Raw genomic sequence first — 21,758 nt, 5'->3', positions numbered from 1 at the left:
ATGACCGACTCAACCATTACCGTCGAACGCAACGGTAAGCTTCATCCGCACGCGCAGGACGCGCAGCAGCTCACGGCGATGCTGCCTTCGGTCTGTCCGCAGAACCACGCCGCTAATCTGCTGCCGTTACCGAACGGCGACCTGCTGTGCGTGTGGTTTGGCGGCACGCAGGAAGGCATCGCGGATATTTCGGTGTGGTGCTCGCGGCTGGCGCAGGGCAGCGCACAGTGGAGCGATCCCTTGCAGTTATCCGACGATCCGGCGCGATCGGAACAGAATCCGGTACTGTTCATCGATCCCGAGGGCGTGCTGTGGCTGCTGTGGACCGCGCAGAAGTCCGGTAATCAGGACACGGCGATTGTGCGCTATCGCCAGTCACACGATTTGGGTCACAGCTGGAGTGCCATCGATACGCTGCTCGATCAGCCGGGCACGTTTATCCGCCAGCCGCTGGTGGTGCTGCCGAACGGTAACTGGCTGCTGCCGGTGTTCTATTGTCGCACCCAGCCGGGAGTGAAATGGGTGGGCAACGATGACATCAGTGCGGTAAAAATCTCCAGTGACAAAGGCCAGAGCTGGCGCGATGTGGCGGTGCCGGACAGCCTCGGCTGCGTGCACATGAACATTACGCTGCTGCAGGATGGCAGCCTGCTGGCGCTGTATCGCAGCCGCTGGGCTGATTATATCTACCAGAGCCGTTCGGACGACGGCGGTGAAAGCTGGAGCACGCCGCAGGCAACCGATCTGCCAAATAATAACTCATCGATTCAGGTGACTACGCTGCACAACGGCCATCTGGCGCTGGTGTTTAATGCCATGAGCGCACGTGATGCCAGCGAGCGTCGCCTGTCACTGTACGACGAAATCGAAGACGAAGATGACGCTGCGGTGGACGTGGCGGCGCAGCCGGTGGTTCAGGGCGCACGCACCGCCTTCTGGGGGGCTCCGCGCGCACCGATGACGCTGGCTATTTCTGCCGATGGCGGGGTGAGCTGGCCGTGGCAGCGTAATCTGGATGAGGGGGATGGCTACTGCATGACCAACAATTCACAGCAGAAACTGAACCGTGAGTTCTCCTATCCCAGCATTAAGCAGAGCGCGGACGGTGCACTGCACATTGCCTACACCTATTTTCGCCAGGCCATCAAATACGTGCGCGTGGAGGAGAGCTGGGTGAGGGAAAAAGCATGAGCCGCCATGCGCTGGTGACCGGTGTCAGTTCCGGCATTGGTGCGGCCATTGCCGATGAGCTGCTGACGCAGGGCTGGCAGGTCACCGGTTTTAGCCGTACGCCGGTGGAGAAAGATCATTCGGCGTTTACCTCCGTCAGCGTCGACCTGTTTGACGCCGGTCAGCTGAAACGGGCTTTGGCCGGGCTGGCGAAAGTGGATGCACTGGTGCACGCGGCAGGCATGATGCTGGCCGCGCCGCTGGGTGAGCTGGAGGAAGAGCAGGGGGCGCGGCTGTGGTATCTGCACGTGCAGGTGGCGCAAATCATGGCCAATACCTTGCTGCCGCAGATGGGCCACGGCGATCGTATTCTGCTGCTCGGCAGCCGTACATCACGCGGCGCGGCGAATCGCAGCCAGTATGTCAGCACCAAGGCGGCGATGGTTGGCATGGCGCGCAGCTGGGCCGCCGAACTGGCTCCGCAGGGCATTACGGTCAATGTGATCGCTCCCGGTGCCACCGCCACGCCGATGCTGCTGCAGCCGGACCGCGCCAGCTCGCCGCCGAAACTGCCGCCTATCGGACGCTATATCCATCCCGAAGAGGTGGCCGCGCTGGCTGGTTTTGTGCTGTCGCCGGCTGCGGCTGCCATTACCGGACAGGAGCTGGTAATTTGCGGCGGCGCGTCGCTGTAGCTTTATTCTCCAGCGTGCCTCTCCCATCGTAAAAAACAGGATGGAAGAGGCTGATTATGTCTCGTCTGCGAAAACTCCTGGCTTATCGTGCTACGCTTTCTTTGGGTTTACCAAAATGGTAATCTTTTCACCGTTTTGGTAAACCCAATTTTATTGTCTACATATTAAGTGGTTACGGAGTGTAGCGCTCCGCAGCAGAGAAGCGCGCAATGAATCATGATGTTCTTCAGGAAATAAACGCCGAACCACTTTTTCCGGTACAGAGCGATCAACATATTGTTTTTGGCGTTGACGGAAAGTTTAAAGCGCATGCGCTAATCACGATTCTGTCCATCATGAAACACGCCGGAGACCGCGTGTATCATTTCCATCTGATCTCTTCAGAACTGACACCGGCCGATAACCCCCGGCTCGCCAGGCTGTTTCAGGGATCGCGCCACGGCGTGACGCTGCATCATCTGCCGGACCAGCTGTTTGCCACGCTGCCGGTCACCGAACTTTTTACCCGTGCGACCTACTATCGCTTTCTGGCACCGCTGATTTTGCCGCAGGCGGAAAAACTGCTTTATCTTGATGCCGATATGGTGTGCATTAATCCGCTCAATGAACTGTGGCAGATCCCGACCGGCCCTGAGGCGGTTGCGCTGGTGGTCGGTGAAATTGCCTCGCTGCAGCCGGTGCTGGCGAAGAATGCCGGCTTGCGCGGCGAGCGCTATTTTAACGCCGGCATGATGCTGATTGATGTAGCGCAATGGCGCGCTGGCAATATCAGCGAACGCGCGTTTACTTTACTGTCCGAACACGGGCGAAACTTCCAGTATCTCGACCAGGATGCGTTGAATATTTTACTGGAAGATAAAGTGACTTTTGTTTCTCCTCGCTTCAATACCCTGACCATGCTGGCCCATGACGATCGTGGCTATACGCTCGACGTGCCGGCGGAAACCTGCCTGATTCATTATGCCGGTGCGGATAAGCCCTGGCAGGTATGGAATCAACAGTTTGTGGTTCACCATTATCGCGATATTTATCAGGATTCACCGCTGTCCACCATGGCGTTTGACCAGCCAGCCAATGCGCAGCAGGCAAAAAGAATGTATAAGTCGCTTTTTCGTCAAAAAAGATGGTGGCAGGCCATGCTGTGGCGCCTGAAACATATCAAGATGAGGTATTGTTAAGTGCAAGCTCACGCTTTTCGCCAGCTGATGACGGGAAAAAATATTTACCAGCTCTGTTTTGTGCTGCTGAGTATCGCGCTGGCGTCGTCACTGGTGGTTGAAGCCTTACCGCGCAAAATATTCTATTTTTCCAGTTATCTGGTGGCTCTTTATTTACTGTTTCTGGCGGTGAAAAAACAGTGGCTAACAGATAAAACGGCCATAACGGTAGCGCTTCCGCTGCTGTTGATTGGGCTGGTCAGGCTCATCTGGGCAAAGATGTTTTCCCACGCTGAATTCAGTGACGTGGTGAATAACTACTTCCAGGGCGGTAAGCTGTTTATTATCGCGGCTTTTCTCAGCTATTTTATCGTCGCCTGGCGCCACTATCTTAGCCGTCCACTCCTGATAACCTGCAGCGCCATCTTGTTTGTCGGGCTGCTGGTGACGTTAGGTTTCGCTATCAGTGAACACGCAAAAACGCTGACCCGCATCAGATTGCTGACCGATTCCGCCGGTACCGTCTCATATCTGATTACCGCGCTGGCGCTCTGTACTTTGTACACCGGCCACCGGGTAATCACCCATCGCGGCGGACAAATGGTCTTATTCAGCGCGGTTTTTGTCGTGAATATGATGCTGATGATTCTGACCGAGTCACGCGCCGGCGTATTAACCCTGCCACTGATTTATCTGGCCTGGTTTTATTTTACCCATCGCTGGGCGGGTAAAATTTCGCTGGTGGTGTTAGCGCTGTTTATTATCGTGGGCGCTTTATTTATGCCGGGCAGCGTCTGGCAGCGCTTAGACAGCATCCACAATGAAGTCGATACTTATCAAACCAACAACAACACCTCGATTGGTGCCCGTTTCTCTATCTGGAAAGGCGGCTGGCACAGCGTTTCGTGGTCGCTGCTGGGGCAAAGTCCGGATCAGCGCACGGCAAAAGCGCGGGAATACATCACGCAGCATGAGCGCCACAATCCCGAAGCGTATAAAAACGTCATGTATCACCTGCACGATGATTTCCTTGAAACGCTTTCGCTGCAGGGGATCGCTGGCGCACTTTCCCTGCTGATTTTTTACCTGGTGCTACTGATAGTAGCCGCACGCCGCGGCGTCGCCGGATTAACGCTGCTGCCGCTGTCAATTATCATCTTTGGGCTGACCGACACGGTGTTAATTCAGAGTGGTTCGGTGCTAATCCTGGTGATGGCGATTATCATCAGCTATGCCATGATTCATCCGCCTGAGAAAGCATCGTCCTGATAAACCGGCGCTGCCATAGCGCCCGGTAGTTACAGCGGTTTGTTTAACTTCAGAGCCAGATATTTCTTTTTAAAGCTGGTTCTGATTTTACTATCGAAAAGAAAAGACAGCGGCCTGATTTTAGTGATCGCCTCAATAACCTGCTTTCTGTCGTCAGGATTATCCAGGGCTTGCCGATGTTTATGTGCAATATTAATCCAGTGGCAGGATAGCAGATTGCGATAGCGCGCCTGCAACACCTCATCCATATGCTGCGTTGCGCTCACTAAGAGTGAAATTTTGTGTTTATCCAGCTGGCTGGATAAGCTGTTGCCGCGTTTAAAATAGAGATAAGGGCTCTGGCGGCTATAAGCGATTGCATCACTGCTGACCAGGATTTCCGGGAAAAGCCAGGCGTCCTCGTAGCAGGTATAATCCGGGAAGGGATGTGCCAGCAGCATGGTGCGCTTAATAAACTGACCGATAAAGTGCGCCTGCAAATCGCGATGAATCAGGAATTTTTCAATGGCCTGATGCCGTGACAGTGTTTCCGCCTGCAGGCCCTGCCACGTGATGTGCTGAGGCCGGGATTCATATACCTCATTAAGCGCCGTAAACAGTGCGTCCGGACGATGGCTTTTCAGGTAGCGGACAATATCGGCGAGGGCGTCGGCCAGCAACTGATCGTCGCCATCCAGCATCGTAATATATTCACCGCTGCACTGCTGAACGCCAAAATTACGCACCCGGCCAATGTTGCGGTAATCAATATTAAATACTTTTGCCTGCGGATGCCGCCGGGAAAAATTATCGAGTAACGCTGCTGTGTTGTCGACGGATGCGTCATTGATAAGAATAAATTCAATATACTGCTCAACACCATGACAGGCCTTTTCTAAACTCGCCAGCGTGTCAGGCAGAAATTTTTCACTGTTATGGGCCGTTAGCAACACACTGATTAAATAGTCAGGAACCATCATTTTTTAAGTCAACATCTGAGGCAGGAATGCCGTCAAGCATACTACAAGTGGCAATTTGAGGGGAGGGCATTGACGCAGCGCAGCCCTGCGCCTCCTGCCGCCGATCAGGCACATTTACGACTGATACAATAATGCGTATGATTCTCATTCCTTTTTATGCTTCCTGCTCGCGCAGGTAACCCATCGGTCCTTACCGGAGACAGCAATGACTTCATCATTACGCCCGCGCGCCACCGCGCTGGCTCTGGCGCTGCTGGCAGCCATGAGCCTGAGCGCCTGTCAGGCGCCGGCTAAAAAATCAGTAGCGCCTGCCGCCGCGGCTAAGCCAGCGGCAGCGGAGAAGGTACAGCAGCGTGAACTGGGCGACGGCCTGTATGAAATGGCCTATGTGCCGGGCGATCCGGCTGCGCTGTATGTGGCCAGCGCGCAGGCGTTTAAAACCGTCAACGGTGGCGTGCTGTATCGCCTGGATGCCCGCACGCTGGCGACGCTGGGCGAAACCCACACCGATCTGAAAAACTTTGGCATGACGGCTTCACCGGACGGCAGCGTGCTGTACATTACCAACACGCTGGACGGTGGCGTGACAAAAGTGGACGCCAGAAGCGGTAAAGTGCTGCAGCGTCTGCTGTTTGGCCTGAAAAACGACAAAGGCAATCCGGTTGGCGCGCGTGAAATCCTGCTGCATGACGGCCTGCTGTACATCGGTGCGATTGAGAATCCGGCGATGATTTGGGTGGTCGATGCGAATACGCTGCGGCTGAAAACCACCATCAAAAACGCCGGTAAGTGGGTGACCGGGTTGCTCTATTCTGCGTCAACCGACCGTATTTACGCGGCGAACGGCAGCGGCGAAGTGCTGGTGATCAATCCGCGCAGTCACAAAATTGAGCAGCGCTGGACGCCAGGCGATGGCAAAGAGTATCTGCTGTTAAATCTGGCGGAAGATGCCGCCAATGGCCGCCTGTACGTCACTGACAATTCTAAGGGCAAAACCACGCTGGTGTTCGATGAGCGCAGCGGTAAGGTGATCAAACGCCTGGATGTCGGCGATTCGCTTGGCATCAAATTCAATGCGAAGCGCAACGAGATTTACATCAGCCAGCGACTCGGCGGCAAAGTGCTGCAGCTGGACGCGACGACTTACGCAGTGAAAAATAGCTGGACGCTGCCGACCCACCCTAACAGCCTGCTGGTGTCGCCAGATGGTCAGACGCTGTATGTGACGGTGAAGCAGGGGCTCAATAAAGATCGCTCGCCGCAAGGGCCGGATAGCGTGGTGCGGATTAAGCTGGATTAACCGCGCTGGGTTTAATCGCGGCGCGAGGGATCGCGCCGCGGATAACCCTTGCTTAGCAACGGGTTACGTCATCCATTACGCCACGCCGTTCACCAGCAGTACGCGGTAGTTGGCGCCTTTCAGGCGATGCGCTTTGGCTTCCTGGTAGGCCGGGCTGAAGTACCAGGCTTTGGCGGCCTCGGCATCTTCAAACTGCAGCACCACCACGCCTTCAGCATCGCGCCCTTCCAGTACCTCCAGATCGCCGTAAAACGCCAGTGGCGTGATGTGGTGATCGCCACGCGCCGCGCCGGCTTTCTGCGAATAGGTGGCCAGCTCGTCTTTGTCCAGCGTTTCGTCTTTAATCATAACGACATATGCGGCCATTATTGTTCGCCTCGCGCCTGACGTTTGTCTTCAGTATTGGTATCAAAATCGCTCGCATCGTGCCGTTCCAGCAGCTGATCCTGCGGCTCGGCGCCAAATGCCCGGTTTACTTTACGTCCGCGGATCACCGCCGGACGGTCGGCAATCTCTTTTGCCCAGCGCACCACATTTTTGTACGACTGCACATCGAGGAATTCGCCGCCGCCGTACTGGTTATTCAGCACCAGATTGCCGTACCACGGCCAGGTTGCGATATCGGCAATGGTATATTCGTCGCCGGCGAGGAAACGGTGGTCCGCCAGCTGGCGATCCAGCACATCAAGCTGACGTTTGGCTTCCAGCGTGAAGCGGTTAATGGCGTATTCGATTTTCTCTGGCGCGTAGTGATAGAAGTGGCCGAAACCGCCGCCAAGGTAGGGCGCGGATCCCTGCAGCCAGAACAGCCAGTTCAGGGTTTCCGTGCGGCCCGCCACGTCGGAGGGAATAAAGTGGCCGAATTTATCTGCCAGATAGAGCAGGATATTGCCGGATTCAAACACGCGCAGTGGCGGCGTGATTGAGTGGTCGCGCAGCGCCGGAATTTTTGAGTTGGGGTTAACCTCAACGAAGCCGCTGGAGAACTGATCGCCGTCGCCGATGCGGATCAGCCAGGCGTCATACTCCGCTTCCTGCACGCCGAGCGCCAGCAGCTCTTCCAGCAGAATGGTCACTTTCTGGCCGTTTGGCGTCCCCAGCGAATAGAGCTGCAGCGGATGCTTACCGACCGGCAGCGTTTGCTCATGCGTCGGCCCGGCGGTTGGACGGTTAGTCTTCGCCCCGTTACCTTTGGCTTCCGGGTCCCAGGTCCAGACTTTCGCGGGCTGATACTGATTTTCCGACATAATGCGTTCGCCTTGTTGTGAGAAGATTTTTGCTGCTACTGAGTGTAGCAGCACGCTATCACGCCGATTTAACCGCGCTGGCGATAAAAGACAAAGTCGAATCAGGCAAAATTCTCTTGCGTAAACAGCATAAAGTCGACTTTGCCGGGCTGATAGGTCTCTGGTTGCTCACCCTCTTCCAGATGTCGCAGCAGCAGCGTCAGCGCCAGTTGTGCGTGACGCAGGGTGTTTTGATCGAGCGTCAGCGTCAGCACGCGTTTGGCCAGCAGCTCACGGGTGGTTTGGTAAAGTTCGTGCGTCACATACACCACCTTGCCGCACAGCCGGTGGCGCGCCAGCGCTTCGTGAATCTGCGTGTTGCCCATGCCGGTATTGTACAAGCCGACAATCTGCTGCGATGCGGCCAGCGTTTTCTCCAGCAGCCGGCTGATGCGCTCGCGCTCGTCCTGGCCTGCGATGATCTCCCGCAGCCGCAGATGCGGGAAACGCTCCGCCAGCACCGCCTGAAATCCTTCGATGCGCAGACGGTGCGCGGCGTAATCAGCGCGACCGCTAACCAGCACCACATCTCCCGCCACGGGCAGCATGCTGCCGAGCATCAGTGCGGCAGTGCGTCCCGCCTTCAGCTGATCAACACCGACATGACACAGGCGCGGCGCATCAGGCAGATCGGCCACCAGCGTAATGACCGGTACGCCACGCGCTTTACAGGCCTCAAGCGCCGTGTAAATCAGCGGATTTTCATGGGCGAAAACAATCAGCCCGTCCATCTTTGAGCTGCTGGCTTCGATATGCGCCGCCAGCTTTTCGGGCGCATGCTCCGGAATCAGCGTGCGGTGCAGCCGCAGGCGACGATAGCCGAGCTCATCCGCCAGCCGGGCAAAATCCTGCGCCAGCTGTTGAAAAAAGAAGGAACCGTTACCGCTCAGCAGCACTTCTATCTGCCACGCGTGGCGGTGTTCCTCCGGCAGGATGCGTTTCAAACCCGCTTCGCGCGCCGCCAGTAAAATCTTTTTCGTCATCGCGGGCGACACGCCGCCCCGGTCGTTCAGCACCCGATCTACCGTGGCGACGCCCACACCCACCCGCTTAGCCAGTTCGGCCAGCGTCATTGTTTTCATCTGAGTGAATTCCATCAAAAACCGCGTTCAGACAGCCTGCCAGAAAGCGATATTTTGACAAGACCGACGATGCCGAAGTGTGAGCAACAGGAGCGTTATCATGCGCAGTGCGCAACGTTTTGCCTTGATTGGCTGTGGATTTATTGGCCAGGTGCATGCCGCAAACCTGGCGCGCCATCCCGGCGTTGAGCTGGCGCTGGTGTGCGATATTGACGCCGCGCGCGCCGCTGCGCTGGCAGAGCAGTTTGGGGCGCGGGCCGCCAGCGTGCCGCAGGCGCTGAGCAGTAAGGCCATTGATGCGGTGCTGATTGCCAGTGCGACGCCGACTCATGCTCCGCTACTGGAGCAGGCGGTGCTGGCGGGCAAAGCGGTGTACTGTGAAAAACCGATCGATTTGTCGCTGTCACGCGCCCGGGAAGTAGTAGCCAGCATCTCCCCGCTGCAGGTGCCGGTGACGGTAGGGTTTAATCGGCGTTTTGATCGCAGCCATGCACAACTGAAAGCCCAGCTGCAGCAGGGCGTGATTGGACGCAGCGAGCTCATCCAGATGGTGTGCCGCGCCTCTGAACTGCCGCCGCTGAGCTATCTGCAGGCGTCCGGCGGACAGATGCGCGACCAGGCCATCCACTTTTTCGATCTGCTGCGCTGGCTAACTGAGGATGAAGTGGTCACCGTGGGCGCGCTCGGTGCCGCGCTGGCGATGCCGGCGATCCGCGACATTGACGTCGATACCTCGGTGCTGATTATGCGCCTGCAGCAGGGCGCGCTGGCGCAGCTCGATAATGCCCGTCGTACCGCTTACGGTTATGACGAGCGCATCAGCGTGATGGGCAGTCTGGGCATGCTGGCGTCGGAAAGCCAGGCGGTGCGCGGTGCGACCCTTTATCAGGGGCAGCACATCCGCCAGCCGGGACTGTATGCGGACTGGTTCAGCCGGGTACAGGAGACCTATTACAGCCATCTCGATGCGTTTGTGCGCCATCTGGGCGGCGAGAAAGTGGCTGGTCTGCCGGGGCTGATTGACGGGCTGCGCGCGCAGGCCATCGCGGAAGCGGCGCAGCTGTCGCTGACGCGCGGCGAGTTTGTTGAGGTGGAGTGGGTGACGGTGTGATGGGGAATGGGCGATGGCGTTTACCCTCACCCCGACCCTCTCCCGCAGGCGGGAGAGGGGGCTGATTGTGCATGCAACTTACAAATTCAGCAGCTCGCGCTCAATCAGCTCGCGGGTTTCCACCGCCTGATACTTCATCTTCTCCGGATAGCCAAACAGCGCGGCGGAGATAATCGACTCGCCGCCCACTTTATAGTGGCGGTTAGCGAAATCCATCTCGCGCAGCGCTTCGAACAGCGCGTCGAAATTCACCTCACCTTCGCCAACCGCCACGTGCTGGTGGATGGTGGCATCGACGCCCGGTGGGTTAACGATGTAGCGACAGTGTTTGGTGTGGTTCATGGTATCGGCAATCAGCATGTGCGACAGATCGTCGCCAGCGTAATGCAGCATACTCTTCACGTCGCCTTTGCCCTTGTCATAGTAGAACGTATGCGGTGCACTGTAGATGTATTTGACGTTGTCGCTGCGGAATGACTTGACGATATCGGCCGTTTCATTGCTCTCTTCGCAGAAATCCCACGGATGCGCCTGAATTTCCACGCGAATCCCCTCTCGCTCGAAAATCGGCAGCAGCTCGTCCATTGAGCGATAGAACATCTCTTCGCAGATTTCGGGCTCGTTCGGGTTACCGGAGAGTTCGGTATTGATCACCTGCACGCCCATCTCCACGGCAATCTCAATCATTCGCTTCCAGTTTTTCACCGCCGCCTGGCGCCGCAGCTCATCCGGTCCCGACCAGCGATAGACGGTAATAAACGAGGAGATTTCCAGTCCGGTAGCGTTGAGCGCATTTTTGTACTCGCGCATGATCTCCCGGCTGGCTTTTGGGTGTTTATAGAACGGATTGATTTGCGGATGCGGCGACTGTTCAATGTATTTATAACCCCACTCCGCGACCTGATGCACCATACGCGTGATGCCGAGATCGCGGATAACATCCACATCAAAAGCGATTTTCATTGTTGTTCTCCTGCGCGTTACGTTACCCACCTCCGCAATCGGCGGCTGGTGTCGCGTCAACTATAAAAACAGCCCGGCACCGGCTCTAATGCTTTGCTGATGCATTTCCATCAGTGCCGGCGGCCCGCTGCGGCGATATTTGCCAAATAATTATTCTATTTGCGTGAGAAATGAAACGAATGATGGTGTTTGTGCGACAGCGATCAAAAGAATGAGAGGATTTACTCATTAATTGAGAGATAACGACCGGCTTATATGGCGTGAAAGCATAACGTCAGGCATTATTTTTGATAGTTTATTATCATTTAGGGGCTTAACGATGAGCAAAATTACCATGAGCGCGATTGCCGCCGCTGCCGGGGTGGGGATCGCCACCGTGGATCGGGTGCTCAATCGCCGCGCGCCGGTGCGGGCGCAAACCGAACAGAAAGTACTGGCAGCCGCGCATCGGCTGGGTTACCGCAGTAGCCACGCCCCGCTCAGTGCGCAGAGCGACGGCGTGACGCTGCGCATGGGGTTTATCCTGCTGTCGGCTTCGTACTCTTTTTATCAAACGCTAACCGATGCGCTGCGCCAGCAGACGCAGCCATTTCATCCGGCCGGCAGCGAGCCGCTGTTTGTCTGGCACGAGATTGATGAGGTGGCAGCGGTGGTGGATTCGCTCTACCGGCTGGCTGAGCAGGTGGAGGCTATCGGCGTGGTGGCGCTGGATCATCCGCTGATCCGCCACGCGATAGCGCACGTTTCGCGTCAGGGCGTGCGCGTCTACGCGCTGTTTTCTGACTTTTCGCCCTGTGGGCATGCTGGCTATTTCGGCCTGGATAATCAGAAAGCCGGGCGCAGCGCTGGCTGGATCGCCAGCCATCTGCTGCATCAGCCGGGGCCGGCGGGCGTGCTGCTGGGAGATCACCGCTTTATCTGTCAGGAGAACTGCGAGAGTGGTTTTCGCTCGTATCTGCGCGAGCAGGATAGTGCGCGGCGCGTGCTGGAACCGCTCAAAACCCACGAATCGATTGCCGGGGGTTATCAGGCGACTCGCCAGCTGCTGGAGCAACATGCCGATCTGGCGCTGATCTACGCGCCGTGTGGCGGTATAGAAGGGGTCGTTCAGGCGCTGCGTGAGAAGCCGCAGCGTAAGGTGGCGCTGATTTGTCACGGCCCGGTCAATGACGGCGACCTGGCGCTGATAGATGGCACCATCACGGTGATGCTGCGCCATCAGATCGCTGACATGGCACGACAGCTGGCACAAACCGTACTGCAACGTCACGCTGAGCGCAGCGACCATTTTTCTCAGGTCACCCTGCCGTTTGAGATCGTCATGCGGGAAAATGTCTGAGGCGTTGCGCCGTCACCCTTTGTTATCGCTCACCGGGCGACAGCCGCGCCATCGCGCATGACGACAGCATTTGATAAAAAATTATCAAAAATTTGATAATTAAATTTATGATCGCTATCAAAGAATGAAAGTTCCATGATTGAGGTTGGTGAAATATCTATTTGATACTGACGCCAGCCCTCATCATAAGGAACCATCATGACCCTACACATTGCCAATGCGCCCTGCAGCTGGGGCGTAGACGATCCTGACAATCCTTTCCTGCCACCATGGCAAACGGTGCTGCGCGAGGCGGCCCAGGCCGGTTACCGCAGCATTGAACTCGGGCCGTGGCGCTATTTGCCGACCGATGCCGCCGAACTGCGCCAGCAGCTGGAAGCGCATCAGCTGTCGCTGGTGGCCGGCACCATTTTTGATGATTTGGTCAGCGAGGCGAATTTCCCGGCGATGGTTGAGCTGACGCACAACATCTGCCGCAACCTGTCGCAGGTGCCGTGCGCGGCACGCACGCACGGTGATAACCGACCCGCGCCCTATCTGGTGATTATCGATTTCGGCAACCCGCAGCGGGCGCAATTTGCTGGTCAGACAGAGAAAGCGCCACGCCTGGCACCCGCGGACTGGCAGCGCATGATGCAGCACATCACTCAGCTCAGTCACATCGCCTGGCATGACTACGGCGTGCGACCGGTGATTCACCCTCATGCCGGTGGCTGCATTGAGTTTGCTGATGAACTGGAGCAGCTGGTACAGGACATCCCGCACGAGGTCGCCGGACTGTGTCTCGATACCGGCCATCTTTTTTATTCCGGCATGGATCCGCAGACCTGGCTGCAACGCTACTGGTCGCGCATCGACTATCTGCATTTCAAAGACATCAATGCGGCCGTCTGGCGCGATGTGATTACGCGCGGCGTCGACTTTTTCACTGCCTGTGCCGAGGGCGTGATGTGCCCGCTTGGCCAGGGCGCGATTGATTACCCGGCGCTGCGGGCGTTTCTCGCTGAACGTCACTACCAGGGCTGGATCACCATTGAGCAGGAGCGCGATCCGCGCAACGCCGCCACCAGTCTGCAGGACGTCACGGCCAGCCTGCACTACCTGCATTCCATCGGATTCTGAGGAGAACAGCATGATTAACGGGAGCAAAGTACTGGATCGCGCGCTGCGCTGGGGCATGGTGGGCGGCGGCGGCACCAGCCAGATCGGTTACATCCACCGTTCCGCAGCCTTACGCGACGGCAACTTCACCTTAGTGGCGGGTGCGTTTGATATTGATGCGGAGCGCGGGCGGGCGTTTGGTCGCGCGCTGGGCGTGGCGGCGGAGCGCTGCTATGGCGATTACGAAACCCTGTTTAAAGCCGAAGCCGCGCGCGCTGATGGCATTGAAGCCGTCTCCATTGCCACGCCGAACAATACGCACTTTGCTATCTGCCGCGCTGCGCTCAGCGCCGGGCTGCACGTGGTGTGTGAAAAACCGCTGTGTTTCACCTCCGCTGAAGCTGAGGAGCTGCAGCAACTGTGTAAAGCGCAGCAGAAGATCATCGGCGTGACCTACGGTTATGCCGGCCATCAGCTGATTCAGCAGGCGCGCACCATGATTGCTGACGGGCTGCTGGGTGAGATCCGCATTGTGAACATGCAGTTTGCTCATGGCTTTCATCACGAAGCGGTCGAATTACAGAATGCCAGCACCAAATGGCGCGTCGATCCGCGTTTTGTTGGACCGAGCTATGTGCTGGGCGATCTGGCCACCCATCCGCTGTTTATCGCTGAAACCCTGTTGCCGCAGTTACAAATAAAACGCCTGCTGTGCAGCCGCCAGAGCTTTGTGGCCTCGCGTGCGCCGCTGGAAGATAACGCCTTTGTGATGATGGAATACGACAACGGCGCGGTCGGTACGCTGTGGGCGTCAGCGGTGAACTGCGGATCGATGCACGGCCAGAAAATTCGCGTGGTGGGGGCCCGAGCCAGTCTGGAGTGGTGGGACGAACAGCCAAACCAACTGCGCTATGAAGTGCAGGGCGAGCCGGTGCAGATTCTTGAGCGCGGCATGGGCTATCTGCATGCCAGCGCGCTGGCCGATGACCGTATTGGTGGCGGCCATCCCGAAGGATTATTTGAAGCCTGGTCGAATCTCTATCGCCGTTTTGCGCTGGCGATGGACGCCACCGACCGCGGCGATCACGCCTTCCTGCAGGACTTCTGGTATCCGGACGTACACGCCGGGCTGATGGGGGTACGCTGGGTGGAACAGTGTGTCAAATCGGCGGATGCCGGTGCGGTGTGGGTTGAGTGCTGATTAGCTGACGAAATTTAACCGGAGTGAGAGGCAGCGAGGCGGCATCCGTGCTTTACTGGGAGCCGCTGCGCATGCCTTCTGCAGTCGCTGCGGCGATCTGGTCAATGGCGCGCTGTGCCTGTTCGCACTGATGCAAAATAGTGAAGGCATGATGGTAAAGCATTTTCCCCGCTTCGGTAGGCGTTACGCCGCGTTTGGTGCGGATCAGTAACTGCTGATTCACTTCTCCTTCCAGCGTGGCAAGCTGCTGGCTTAGCGCCGGTTGCGCAATATGCAAACTTTCAGCGGCCTGCGTCAGGCTGCCCGCGTCGACGATTTTGATGAAATATTTAAGGCGACGAAGGTTCACGATTACTCCCTCTGGCGACAAGATTCGGTGTATCAAAAGCGTCCGGCACGGTGAGATGCAGCAGACACTGAGTTCAGGACAAACGCCAAGACGGCAGGCAGGCACTACGATTAACAGTTTTTTAACATCGACACGCGCAACGCGGCGTGACCGGTGGCGCAATTCGCTGGAAAGGTTTGGGCGCAATCGCAAAAGTGTGCGACGCGTCGCGCAAATGAGGCCGAAGCAGTCAGGGTCGTAATGGAGCTAATCGATATTGCATGGGATTGCAGTTTTTTCAGGTACTCCGCACAAGCTGAACACGTTTCCAGCGATGCTGGCATCCGGCATGATACAGGTCATCTTTTCAATATAACTTCCGGTTTATATCAGAGCGCTATAAACTACAGGTTATATGAGGTGATTTTGAACAGCTGGAAGGTAGAAACCACCACGCGCTTTGCCACATGGCTGCAGGCGCAGGATGACGCGATGATTGAGGATGTGTTGGCCAGCCTGGCGGTTCTCAGGGAGTTCGGGCCCACGTTAGGGCGACCTGATGTTGATACCCTCGTCGGGTCGCGTTTTTCCAATATGAAAGAACTCCGTGTTCAGAGTAATGGCCGGGCGATTCGTGCGTTTTTTGCCTTCGATCCGGTCAGACGGGCCATTGTGCTCTGCGCGGGAAACAAAACCGGAACGCATCAGCGGCGTTTTTATCAGGCGATGATTAAACTGGCTGACCGCGAGTATCAACAGCATCTGGAGGAGATGAATCATGCCAAAACTTGAAGACCTGATTGCTCAGCGTTCGCCTGAATCACAGGCGCGCATCAGAAATAAGGCGGCGGAAAAAATCCTCGAGATTCGCCTGCGCCAGCTGCGGGAAGAACTGGCGCTTTCACAGGTACAGCTGGCTGAAAAGATGGGGGTTTCGCAACCTGCTATTGCAGCCATCGAGGCGCGCGGTGATGAACTGAAACTCTCCAGCCTGAAAAAGTACGTTGAGGCGTTAGGCGGAAAATTGAGCGTAACCGTTGAACTGCCAGCCGGTGACGGGCGGATTTTCCAGCTTTAAAGGTTTCTGCCAGGCCGCAGGGTGAGCGATTCTGCCGGCGCAGAAAAGCAAAAACCCAGCCATAAGGCTGGGTTTTCTGAATAGTGGTGCCCGGACGCGGAATCGAACCACGGACACGGGGATTTTCAATCCCCTGCTCTACCGACTGAGCTATCCGGGCAACGGGGCGCATTAAACCCTAATGGCTCACAGCCGTCAACGGGTTTCTTAAAAAAAGCGTAGCAATCGTGACTGATTGCCTGCTTTTCAGGCAGGGTGGGCAAAAAGCCTACGCCAGCGCGCCGTTTTGCCGGCACAGTGCGATACTCAGCACATCTTCAGCCAGACGCCGTGCGGTAGCGACATCCTGCACGTTGCGCTTCACCAGCAGCTTACTCAGACAACCTTCGAGGATCAGCTCCATCTGATCGGCCACCATGCTGGGGTTGTCCAGCGCCAGGTCGACGAGGATTTCATGGGTGAACTGCCAGGAACTGCGCTTCTGCTGTTCGGCGAGCTGATGCACCGGCTGATCCGGCTGGGGATAGAAACTGCAGGCGGCAATAAACAGGCAGCCGGGAAAGCGGCCTTTACTGACGTGCTCTGCCAGCACGTCGTAACGCGCCAGCAGCTTTTGTGCCGCACTGAGGCGCTCATCCAGCTGCACCTGGCGGCGCCAGCTGTCGATCTGCTGGCCGTGAAAGCGCAGCGCGTCATACAGCAGGGCATCGCGATCGGGCCAGTAGCGCTCCAGCTGATCGCTGGCGAGGCCGCTTTCGCCAGCCAGCTGCTGCAGCGAGGTGGTCGCGGCCAGGCCGCTCTGTTCGAGCACATTCAGCGCATGCTCAAGGATCTGTTCGCGTTGCAAAAGACTCTCCTCCGGAATGCGGGCCCGGGCGCGTACGCCCGGGCAGTGTCGTGCAACCAGTTTCGTTTAACGCGGCAGATTGTGCAAATGGGCGCGGAAATCCGCGGCGTTAAGGAAGCCGGTGACGCGTGAATCGGCAATCTCTTTGCCCTGCGCATCAAAGAACAGGATGGTCGGCAGGCCAAGCACCTGCAGATGCTGCAGCAGCGCGTTATCCTGCGCGTTATTGGCTGTTACATTAGCCTGCAGCAGCTGCACGTTGCTCAGGGCGCTGCGCACGCCGTCATCGCTTAAGGTGTATTTTTCAAACTCTTTGCAGGCCACGCACCAGTCGGCATAGAGATCGACCATGGTGATACGGCCCTGCGCCTGCTGTAATGCGCTGTCCAGCTGCTGGCTGCTGCTGATGCGCTGAAACGGCAGGTGTGCGACGCTTTGCGTACTGCTGCTGCCAAATGCCCAGTCCTGCAGCGGGCGCGCCACCACCAGCGCAGCCGCCAGCATCAGAATCGGCAGCACACGCGCTGTGCCGCGCGCGCTGAGACTCAGGCTGAATGCCCAGGCAAAAAACGCCACGCCGAGCAGACTCCACAGCCGCAGTCCCCAGATATCGCCCAGCACGCGCTCCAGCAGAAACACCGGCAGCGCCAGAATCACAAAGCCAAAACCCTCTTTCACGCTCTGCATCCACGGACCGCTTTTCGGCAGCAGCCGGTTGCCGAACATCGTTACAGCAATCAGCGGCAGTCCCATGCCGAAGGCGTACAGCCACAGCGTGCCGGCACCGGCCCACAGATTACCGCTCTGCGCGATATACAGCAGGATGGCGCTGAGCGGCGCGGTGGTGCAGGGTGAGCAGATTAGCCCAGCCAGTGCGCCCATCATAAACACGCCCGCCAGCGAGCCGCCTTGCTGACGGTTGCTCCACAGCGTCAGACGCGTCTGGAGGCTGGCAGGCAGCTGCAGCGTGAACAGGCCAAACATCGACAGCGCCAGCAGCACAAACAGCACGGAGAGGCCGATCAACACGTAAGGATGCTGCAGCGCAGCCTGGAAACGCAGGCCCGCCGCAGCCACCACCATACCGAGCAGGGTGTAAGTCAGCGCCATACCCTGCACGTAGACCAGTGCGAGGGCGAACAGCCGGCCCAGCGAGTAGCGGCGCTGACCACCAAGAATGATGCCGGAGATCAGCGGATACATCGGCAGCACGCACGGCGTAAAGGCCACGCCGATGCCAATCAGCAGCGCCCACAGCGGCGAAAACGGCAGCGGCGTGCGGTGAGCGGCCGGTGATGCCGCCATTGCCGGCGGGGCGCTATCGGCAGCAATCGCCGTCAGCGGCACTGAGCGGGTCTCCGGCGGATAGCAGAAACCGGCTGCGGCGCAGCCCTGATAGGTCACGCTGAGCGTTGCACCGGCATCGGCCTGGCGCAGGGTGATCGGCAGCTTTACGTCCTGCGGATAGATTTCGCTCTTGCCGTAAAACTCATCTTCGTGTGGCTGGCCCGGCGGCAGCGTGACCGGTGCCAGCTGCGCATGTTGCGCGCTGATGTGGAATTGCTGGCGATAGAGGTAATAGCCGTCCTTCACTTTCCAGCTCAGCGTCAGCTGATGACCCTGCTGGCTGAAATCAAAGCCAAAGGCCTGATCGACCGGCACAAAGCGGTTGTTGGTGGTGGGCGAGAACAGGCTGGCCTGCGCCGACAGGCAAAACAGCAGTGCCAGGCACAGGCTTAACAGGCGGGAAAATCGAGCAGCCATGACGAATTAATCAGCTCCGGTGGCGAATGAGCCGCGATAATAACACGGCTCATTCGCCACGAGGTTTTCAGGATGTAACCACGACGCTACAGAATCAGGCTGCCGAACAGGAAGCCAAACGCCACCGAGAAGGTAATCGCCAGCACGCCGGGAATGATAAACGAGTGGTTGAACACGTACTTCCCAATGCGGGTCGAGCCGGTGTCATCCATCTCCACCGCGGCCAGCAGCGTCGGGTAGGTGGGCAGCACGAACAGCGCGGACACCGCGGCGAAGGAGGCGACCGCCGCCAGCGGCGATACGCCGAGCATCAGTGCCGCTGGCATCAGCGCTTTGGTGGTGGCCGCCTGCGAGTAGAGCAGCGTGGCAGCAAAGAACAGCACCAGCGCCAGCATCCACGGATAGCTCTGCAGCATGTCGCCGGCCAGCGTCTGGATGTCGCTCAGGTGCGCCTTGACAAAGGTATCGCCCAGCCAGGCGACGCCCATCACGCAGATACAGGCGCTCATGCCGGATTTAAACGTGCTGGCACTGAGGATTTCACCGGTTTCCACTTTGCAGGTCAGGCAAATCAGCGTAGCAACCGTCAGCATAAACACCACAATGGCTTCGTTACGCGGCAGCACCGGATTGCTGATCAGGCCCACGCTGTCGCTGATCGCCGTCGCGTACAGCACCACCGCCGCAATACCGATCAGGAACAGCAGCACCGCGCGTCTGGCACCCGGCTTGATGTGATAAACCTGCTCACCGCGCAGTGTCACTTCACCTTTCGCCAGGCGTGCCTGATAGACGTCATCTTCTTTGAGCTCTTTGCCGAGGAAGTTGGTGATCACGGCGGCACAGAAAATGGCCAGCATGGTGGCAGGCAGCGCGACACCGAGCAGCGCCAGATAACTGACGCCGCGCGGTTCAAGAATCGAGGCAAAAAATACCACTGCGGCTGAAAGCGGCGAGGCGGTGATGGCGATTTGCGACGCCACTACGGCTATCGACAGCGGGCGCGAAGGGCGTACGCCTTGCTCTTTGGCCACTTCCGCAATCACCGGCAGAGTTGAAAAAGCAGTGTGCCCGGTACCCGCCAGCAGCGTCATCGCATAGGTCACCAGCGGCGCAAGGAAAGTGACATAGCGCGGATGGCGGCGCAGCAGGCGTTCCGCCAGCCCGACCAGATAATCCATGCCGCCAGCCACCTGCATCGCGGCGATGGCCGCAATCACCGCCATAATGATCTCGATGACATCGAACGGGATCGCGCCGGGTTTCATGCCGCAAACCAGCGTCAGCACCAGCACGCCTAAACCGCCGGCAAAGCCAATGCCGATGCCGCCGAGGCGCGCACCCAGCCAGATCGCCAGCAGGACAATGAGCAATTCCACCACTACCATAGTTTCACTCCCTGAAGTGCCGCCACACGCAGCCACTTTAGTTATAGACGTCAAAATAAAAAAGCACGCCGTATTGTATACAGGCGTGCTTCAGACGACTTGATCCGGAACGGATTACTGTTCGTTTTCGTCGGTGTAGCGTTTGGCTTTGTATTCCGGGTGCATCAGGTTCTGGATGGAGAAAATATCGTCCAGCTCGGCTTCGGTCAGCAGACCGCGTTCCAGCACCACTTCGCGTACGCTCTTACCGGTTTCAGCACAAATTTTCCCGACGATATCGCCGTTGTGATGGCCGATGTACGGGTTGAGGTAAGTGACGATACCAATGGAGTTGAACACGTAGGCTTCACAGACCGCTTTGTTGGCGGTGATGCCGTTCACGCATTTTTCCAGCAGGTTGTAGCAGGCGTTGGTCAGGATGCTGATCGACTCAAACAGCGCCTGGCCAATCACCGGCTCCATCACGTTGAGCTGCAGCTGACCGGCTTCGGAAGCCATGGTCACCGTGGTGTCGTTGCCAATCACTTTAAAGCACACCTGATTGACCACTTCCGGTACCACCGGGTTAACTTTCGCTGGCATGATCGAAGAACCGGCCTGCAGTTCCGGCAGGTTGATTTCGTTCAGGCCGGCGCGCGGACCGGATGACAGCAGGCGCAGGTCGTTACAGATTTTCGACAGTTTCACGGCCAGGCGCTTCAGCGCTGAGTGCACCATGACGTAAGCGCCGCAGTCTGAGGTGGCTTCAATCAGATCTTCGGCAGGCACCACCGGCAGGTTGCTGACTTCCGCCAGGCGCTGTACCGCCAACTGCTGGTAGCCGTCCGGCGTGTTGAGGCGTGTGCCGATCGCCGTGGCGCCGAGGTTAACCTCCAGCAGCAGTTCGGCGGTGCGCAGAATGCTGCGCGTCTCTTCGTTCAGCAGCACGTTAAACGCGTGGAACTCCTGACCGAGCGACATCGGCACCGCGTCCTGCAGCTGGGTGCGGCCCATTTTCAGGATGTTTTCAAACTCCACCGCTTTGCGCTGAAAACCTTCGCTCAGCTGGCCAATCGCGTCGAGCAGTTTGAGGATCGAGGCGTAAACCGCAATGCGGAAACCGGTAGGATAAGCGTCGTTAGTGGACTGACACTTATTCACGTGATCGTTCGGGTTGAGGTACTGATATTCACCTTTCTGGTGACCCATCAGTTCCAGACCGATGTTAGCCAGCACTTCGTTGGTGTTCATGTTGACTGAGGTGCCCGCGCCGCCCTGATAGACATCAACCGGGAACTGGTCCATGCACTTACCGTTGTTCAGCACTTCATCACAAGCCTGAATGATGGTGTTGGCGATGTGGCGGGGGATGGTTTGCAGCTCTTTGTTGGCGAGCGCGGCGGCTTTTTTCACCATCACCATGCCGCGAACAAACTCAGGGATGTCACTGATTTTACTGTTACTGATATAGAAGTTCTCAATCGCACGCAGAGTATGAACACCGTAATAGGCATCTGCCGGAACTTCACGCATGCCTAACAGGTCTTCTTCGATACGAATGTTGTTCGCCATGATTACCTTCTTATTATTGCTGCTGTGTTACTGCCGGGCATCCGGAATGGATGGGCGGCGAATAACGTGCAGGTGAAGCAATTATATTGTCGTGGAATACCAGTGCCGACATTTTATCCATCTTCGGGCTGGCGAGCACGATCATATTCTGTCACTGCAGAAATGCTTG

The 21,758-nt window shown here is 57.5% G+C and carries 21 protein-coding genes, 1 tRNA gene and 1 pseudogene; 11 read left to right on the top strand and 12 right to left on the bottom strand.

Translation table 11 applies throughout. The annotated features are described in order from the left end of the window. The 4 genes from K7H94_RS16525 to K7H94_RS16510 all read left to right on the top strand — a co-directional run bounded on the left by K7H94_RS16525 (position 1) and on the right by K7H94_RS16510 (position 4,291). Positions 1–1,191 (top strand): sialidase family protein, encoded by a 1,191-nt coding sequence (locus K7H94_RS16525; protein WP_222951358.1) that lies wholly within the window; start codon positions 1–3, stop codon positions 1,189–1,191. Then, positions 1,188–1,865, top strand: a complete 678-nt coding sequence (locus K7H94_RS16520) for an SDR family NAD(P)-dependent oxidoreductase (protein ID WP_150059168.1) — start codon at positions 1,188–1,190, stop codon at positions 1,863–1,865. Before K7H94_RS16525 ends, K7H94_RS16520 begins: the two co-directional genes overlap by 4 nt. A gap of 209 nt (positions 1,866–2,074) precedes the next feature. Beyond that, a complete protein-coding gene (locus K7H94_RS16515) occupies positions 2,075–3,043 on the top strand; it encodes a glycosyltransferase family 8 protein (RefSeq protein WP_058780864.1) in 969 nt (322 codons plus the stop codon). Beyond that, positions 3,044–4,291, top strand: a complete 1,248-nt coding sequence (locus tag K7H94_RS16510) for an O-antigen ligase family protein (protein WP_245001382.1) — start codon at positions 3,044–3,046, stop codon at positions 4,289–4,291. Between the two features lie 29 nt (positions 4,292–4,320). Here K7H94_RS16510 and K7H94_RS16505 read toward each other — a convergent pair whose 3' ends face one another. After that, positions 4,321–5,250, bottom strand: coding sequence for a glycosyltransferase family 2 protein (locus K7H94_RS16505; protein ID WP_222951357.1), 930 nt, complete (start codon positions 5,248–5,250; stop codon positions 4,321–4,323). A 205-nt stretch (positions 5,251–5,455) separates the two neighbouring features. Here K7H94_RS16505 and K7H94_RS16500 point away from each other — a divergent pair, with 205 nt between their 5' ends. After that, positions 5,456–6,550, top strand: a complete 1,095-nt coding sequence (locus K7H94_RS16500) for a YncE family protein (RefSeq protein ID WP_222951356.1) — start codon at positions 5,456–5,458, stop codon at positions 6,548–6,550. A gap of 75 nt (positions 6,551–6,625) precedes the next feature. Here the strand turns inward: K7H94_RS16500 and K7H94_RS16495 are convergent, their stop codons facing one another. The 3 genes from K7H94_RS16495 to K7H94_RS16485 form a co-directional block, all read right to left on the bottom strand. Then, positions 6,626–6,916, bottom strand: coding sequence for a DUF1330 domain-containing protein (locus tag K7H94_RS16495; RefSeq protein WP_021507781.1), 291 nt, complete (start codon positions 6,914–6,916; stop codon positions 6,626–6,628). After that, positions 6,916–7,797, bottom strand: a complete 882-nt coding sequence (gene yghU / locus K7H94_RS16490; protein ID WP_021507780.1) for a glutathione-dependent disulfide-bond oxidoreductase — start codon at positions 7,795–7,797, stop codon at positions 6,916–6,918. Before yghU ends, K7H94_RS16495 begins: the two co-directional genes overlap by 1 nt. Positions 7,798–7,898: 101 nt before the next feature. Beyond that, positions 7,899–8,918: a LacI family DNA-binding transcriptional regulator gene (locus K7H94_RS16485; protein ID WP_222951355.1), complete on the bottom strand. Its 1,020-nt coding sequence runs from the start codon at positions 8,916–8,918 to the stop codon at positions 7,899–7,901. Positions 8,919–9,018: 100 nt separating this feature from the next. Here K7H94_RS16485 and K7H94_RS16480 point away from each other — a divergent pair, with 100 nt between their 5' ends. Then, positions 9,019–10,029, top strand: a complete 1,011-nt coding sequence (locus K7H94_RS16480; RefSeq protein ID WP_141496182.1) for a Gfo/Idh/MocA family oxidoreductase — start codon at positions 9,019–9,021, stop codon at positions 10,027–10,029. 78 nt (positions 10,030–10,107) lie between these two features. Here the strand turns inward: K7H94_RS16480 and K7H94_RS16475 are convergent, their stop codons facing one another. After that, the gene (locus K7H94_RS16475) at positions 10,108–10,992 is read right to left on the bottom strand and encodes a sugar phosphate isomerase/epimerase family protein (RefSeq protein ID WP_021507777.1); all 885 of its coding nucleotides are present in this window, start codon (positions 10,990–10,992) and stop codon (positions 10,108–10,110) included. A 319-nt stretch (positions 10,993–11,311) separates the two neighbouring features. Here K7H94_RS16475 and K7H94_RS16470 point away from each other — a divergent pair, with 319 nt between their 5' ends. Further along, the gene (locus K7H94_RS16470; protein WP_222951354.1) at positions 11,312–12,331 is read left to right on the top strand and encodes a LacI family DNA-binding transcriptional regulator; all 1,020 of its coding nucleotides are present in this window, start codon (positions 11,312–11,314) and stop codon (positions 12,329–12,331) included. A gap of 29 nt (positions 12,332–12,360) precedes the next feature. Here K7H94_RS16470 and K7H94_RS16465 read toward each other — a convergent pair whose 3' ends face one another. Next, complete coding sequence (locus tag K7H94_RS16465; protein WP_222951353.1) at positions 12,361–12,531, bottom strand: hypothetical protein; 171 nt, start codon at positions 12,529–12,531, stop codon at positions 12,361–12,363. Between K7H94_RS16465 and K7H94_RS16460 the strand changes: the two genes are divergently transcribed. Both K7H94_RS16460 and K7H94_RS16455 read left to right on the top strand, forming a co-directional pair. Next, a complete protein-coding gene (locus K7H94_RS16460) occupies positions 12,530–13,453 on the top strand; it encodes a TIM barrel protein (protein ID WP_058759607.1) in 924 nt (307 codons plus the stop codon). The two genes, K7H94_RS16465 and K7H94_RS16460, sit on opposite strands and share 2 nt — an antisense overlap. 10 nt (positions 13,454–13,463) lie before the next feature. Beyond that, complete coding sequence (locus K7H94_RS16455; RefSeq protein ID WP_222951352.1) at positions 13,464–14,633, top strand: Gfo/Idh/MocA family protein; 1,170 nt, start codon at positions 13,464–13,466, stop codon at positions 14,631–14,633. A 94-nt stretch (positions 14,634–14,727) separates the two neighbouring features. On the opposite strand, the pseudogene K7H94_RS16450 reads toward K7H94_RS16455, so the two are convergent. Beyond that, positions 14,728–14,982, bottom strand: a pseudogene (locus tag K7H94_RS16450) (LysR family transcriptional regulator); the annotation flags it as partial. 471 nt (positions 14,983–15,453) lie between these two features. Between K7H94_RS16450 and K7H94_RS23035 the strand changes: the two are divergent. After that, the gene (locus K7H94_RS23035) at positions 15,454–15,753 is read left to right on the top strand and encodes a type II toxin-antitoxin system RelE/ParE family toxin (RefSeq protein WP_010615566.1); all 300 of its coding nucleotides are present in this window, start codon (positions 15,454–15,456) and stop codon (positions 15,751–15,753) included. Next, complete coding sequence (locus tag K7H94_RS16440) at positions 15,740–16,039, top strand: helix-turn-helix domain-containing protein (RefSeq protein ID WP_010615565.1); 300 nt, start codon at positions 15,740–15,742, stop codon at positions 16,037–16,039. Before K7H94_RS23035 ends, K7H94_RS16440 begins: the two co-directional genes overlap by 14 nt. An 84-nt stretch (positions 16,040–16,123) precedes the next feature. Here the strand turns inward: K7H94_RS16440 and K7H94_RS16435 are convergent. From K7H94_RS16435 to aspA, 5 genes are all read right to left on the bottom strand, one after another. Continuing rightward, positions 16,124–16,199, bottom strand: a tRNA-Phe gene (locus K7H94_RS16435). Between the two features lie 108 nt (positions 16,200–16,307). Then, on the bottom strand, positions 16,308–16,886 hold the full coding sequence (dicD, locus tag K7H94_RS16430; RefSeq protein WP_021507771.1) for a division control transcriptional repressor DicD: 579 nt from the start codon (positions 16,884–16,886) through the stop codon (positions 16,308–16,310). Positions 16,887–16,952: 66 nt separating this feature from the next. Beyond that, positions 16,953–18,650: a protein-disulfide reductase DsbD gene (locus K7H94_RS16425; protein WP_222951351.1), complete on the bottom strand. Its 1,698-nt coding sequence runs from the start codon at positions 18,648–18,650 to the stop codon at positions 16,953–16,955. A gap of 86 nt (positions 18,651–18,736) precedes the next feature. Then, the gene (locus K7H94_RS16420; protein ID WP_058759604.1) at positions 18,737–20,038 is read right to left on the bottom strand and encodes an anaerobic C4-dicarboxylate transporter; all 1,302 of its coding nucleotides are present in this window, start codon (positions 20,036–20,038) and stop codon (positions 18,737–18,739) included. Positions 20,039–20,152: 114 nt separating this feature from the next. Next, the gene (aspA, locus tag K7H94_RS16415) at positions 20,153–21,589 is read right to left on the bottom strand and encodes an aspartate ammonia-lyase (RefSeq protein WP_021507768.1); all 1,437 of its coding nucleotides are present in this window, start codon (positions 21,587–21,589) and stop codon (positions 20,153–20,155) included. Between the last annotated feature and the right edge of the window lie 169 nt (positions 21,590–21,758).

The organism is Pantoea dispersa, from assembly GCF_019890955.1.
GTDB classification, from domain to species: Bacteria; Pseudomonadota; Gammaproteobacteria; order Enterobacterales; family Enterobacteriaceae; genus Pantoea; species Pantoea dispersa.
Note: the sequence above shows the minus strand (reverse complement) of the source record. Positions and strands in the feature narration are given on the sequence as shown.

Coding starts and splice junctions, on each gene's coding strand:
- K7H94_RS16500 (WP_222951356.1), top strand. CDS start 5,456: ATGACTTCATCATTACGCCCGCGCGCCACCGCGCTGGCTCTGGCGCTG.
- K7H94_RS16485 (WP_222951355.1), bottom strand. CDS start 8,918: ATGAAAACAATGACGCTGGCCGAACTGGCTAAGCGGGTGGGTGTGGGC.
- K7H94_RS16420 (WP_058759604.1), bottom strand. CDS start 20,038: ATGGTAGTGGTGGAATTGCTCATTGTCCTGCTGGCGATCTGGCTGGGT.
- K7H94_RS16455 (WP_222951352.1), top strand. CDS start 13,464: ATGATTAACGGGAGCAAAGTACTGGATCGCGCGCTGCGCTGGGGCATG.
- K7H94_RS16440 (WP_010615565.1), top strand. CDS start 15,740: ATGCCAAAACTTGAAGACCTGATTGCTCAGCGTTCGCCTGAATCACAG.
- K7H94_RS16460 (WP_058759607.1), top strand. CDS start 12,530: ATGACCCTACACATTGCCAATGCGCCCTGCAGCTGGGGCGTAGACGAT.
- K7H94_RS16495 (WP_021507781.1), bottom strand. CDS start 6,916: ATGGCCGCATATGTCGTTATGATTAAAGACGAAACGCTGGACAAAGAC.
- K7H94_RS16480 (WP_141496182.1), top strand. CDS start 9,019: ATGCGCAGTGCGCAACGTTTTGCCTTGATTGGCTGTGGATTTATTGGC.
- K7H94_RS16425 (WP_222951351.1), bottom strand. CDS start 18,650: ATGGCTGCTCGATTTTCCCGCCTGTTAAGCCTGTGCCTGGCACTGCTG.
- K7H94_RS16520 (WP_150059168.1), top strand. CDS start 1,188: ATGAGCCGCCATGCGCTGGTGACCGGTGTCAGTTCCGGCATTGGTGCG.
- K7H94_RS16465 (WP_222951353.1), bottom strand. CDS start 12,531: ATGATGGTTCCTTATGATGAGGGCTGGCGTCAGTATCAAATAGATATT.
- K7H94_RS16505 (WP_222951357.1), bottom strand. CDS start 5,250: ATGATGGTTCCTGACTATTTAATCAGTGTGTTGCTAACGGCCCATAAC.
- yghU (WP_021507780.1), bottom strand. CDS start 7,797: ATGTCGGAAAATCAGTATCAGCCCGCGAAAGTCTGGACCTGGGACCCG.
- K7H94_RS16515 (WP_058780864.1), top strand. CDS start 2,075: ATGAATCATGATGTTCTTCAGGAAATAAACGCCGAACCACTTTTTCCG.
- K7H94_RS16470 (WP_222951354.1), top strand. CDS start 11,312: ATGAGCAAAATTACCATGAGCGCGATTGCCGCCGCTGCCGGGGTGGGG.
- aspA (WP_021507768.1), bottom strand. CDS start 21,589: ATGGCGAACAACATTCGTATCGAAGAAGACCTGTTAGGCATGCGTGAA.
- K7H94_RS16475 (WP_021507777.1), bottom strand. CDS start 10,992: ATGAAAATCGCTTTTGATGTGGATGTTATCCGCGATCTCGGCATCACG.
- K7H94_RS23035 (WP_010615566.1), top strand. CDS start 15,454: ATGATTGAGGATGTGTTGGCCAGCCTGGCGGTTCTCAGGGAGTTCGGG.
- K7H94_RS16525 (WP_222951358.1), top strand. CDS start 1: ATGACCGACTCAACCATTACCGTCGAACGCAACGGTAAGCTTCATCCG.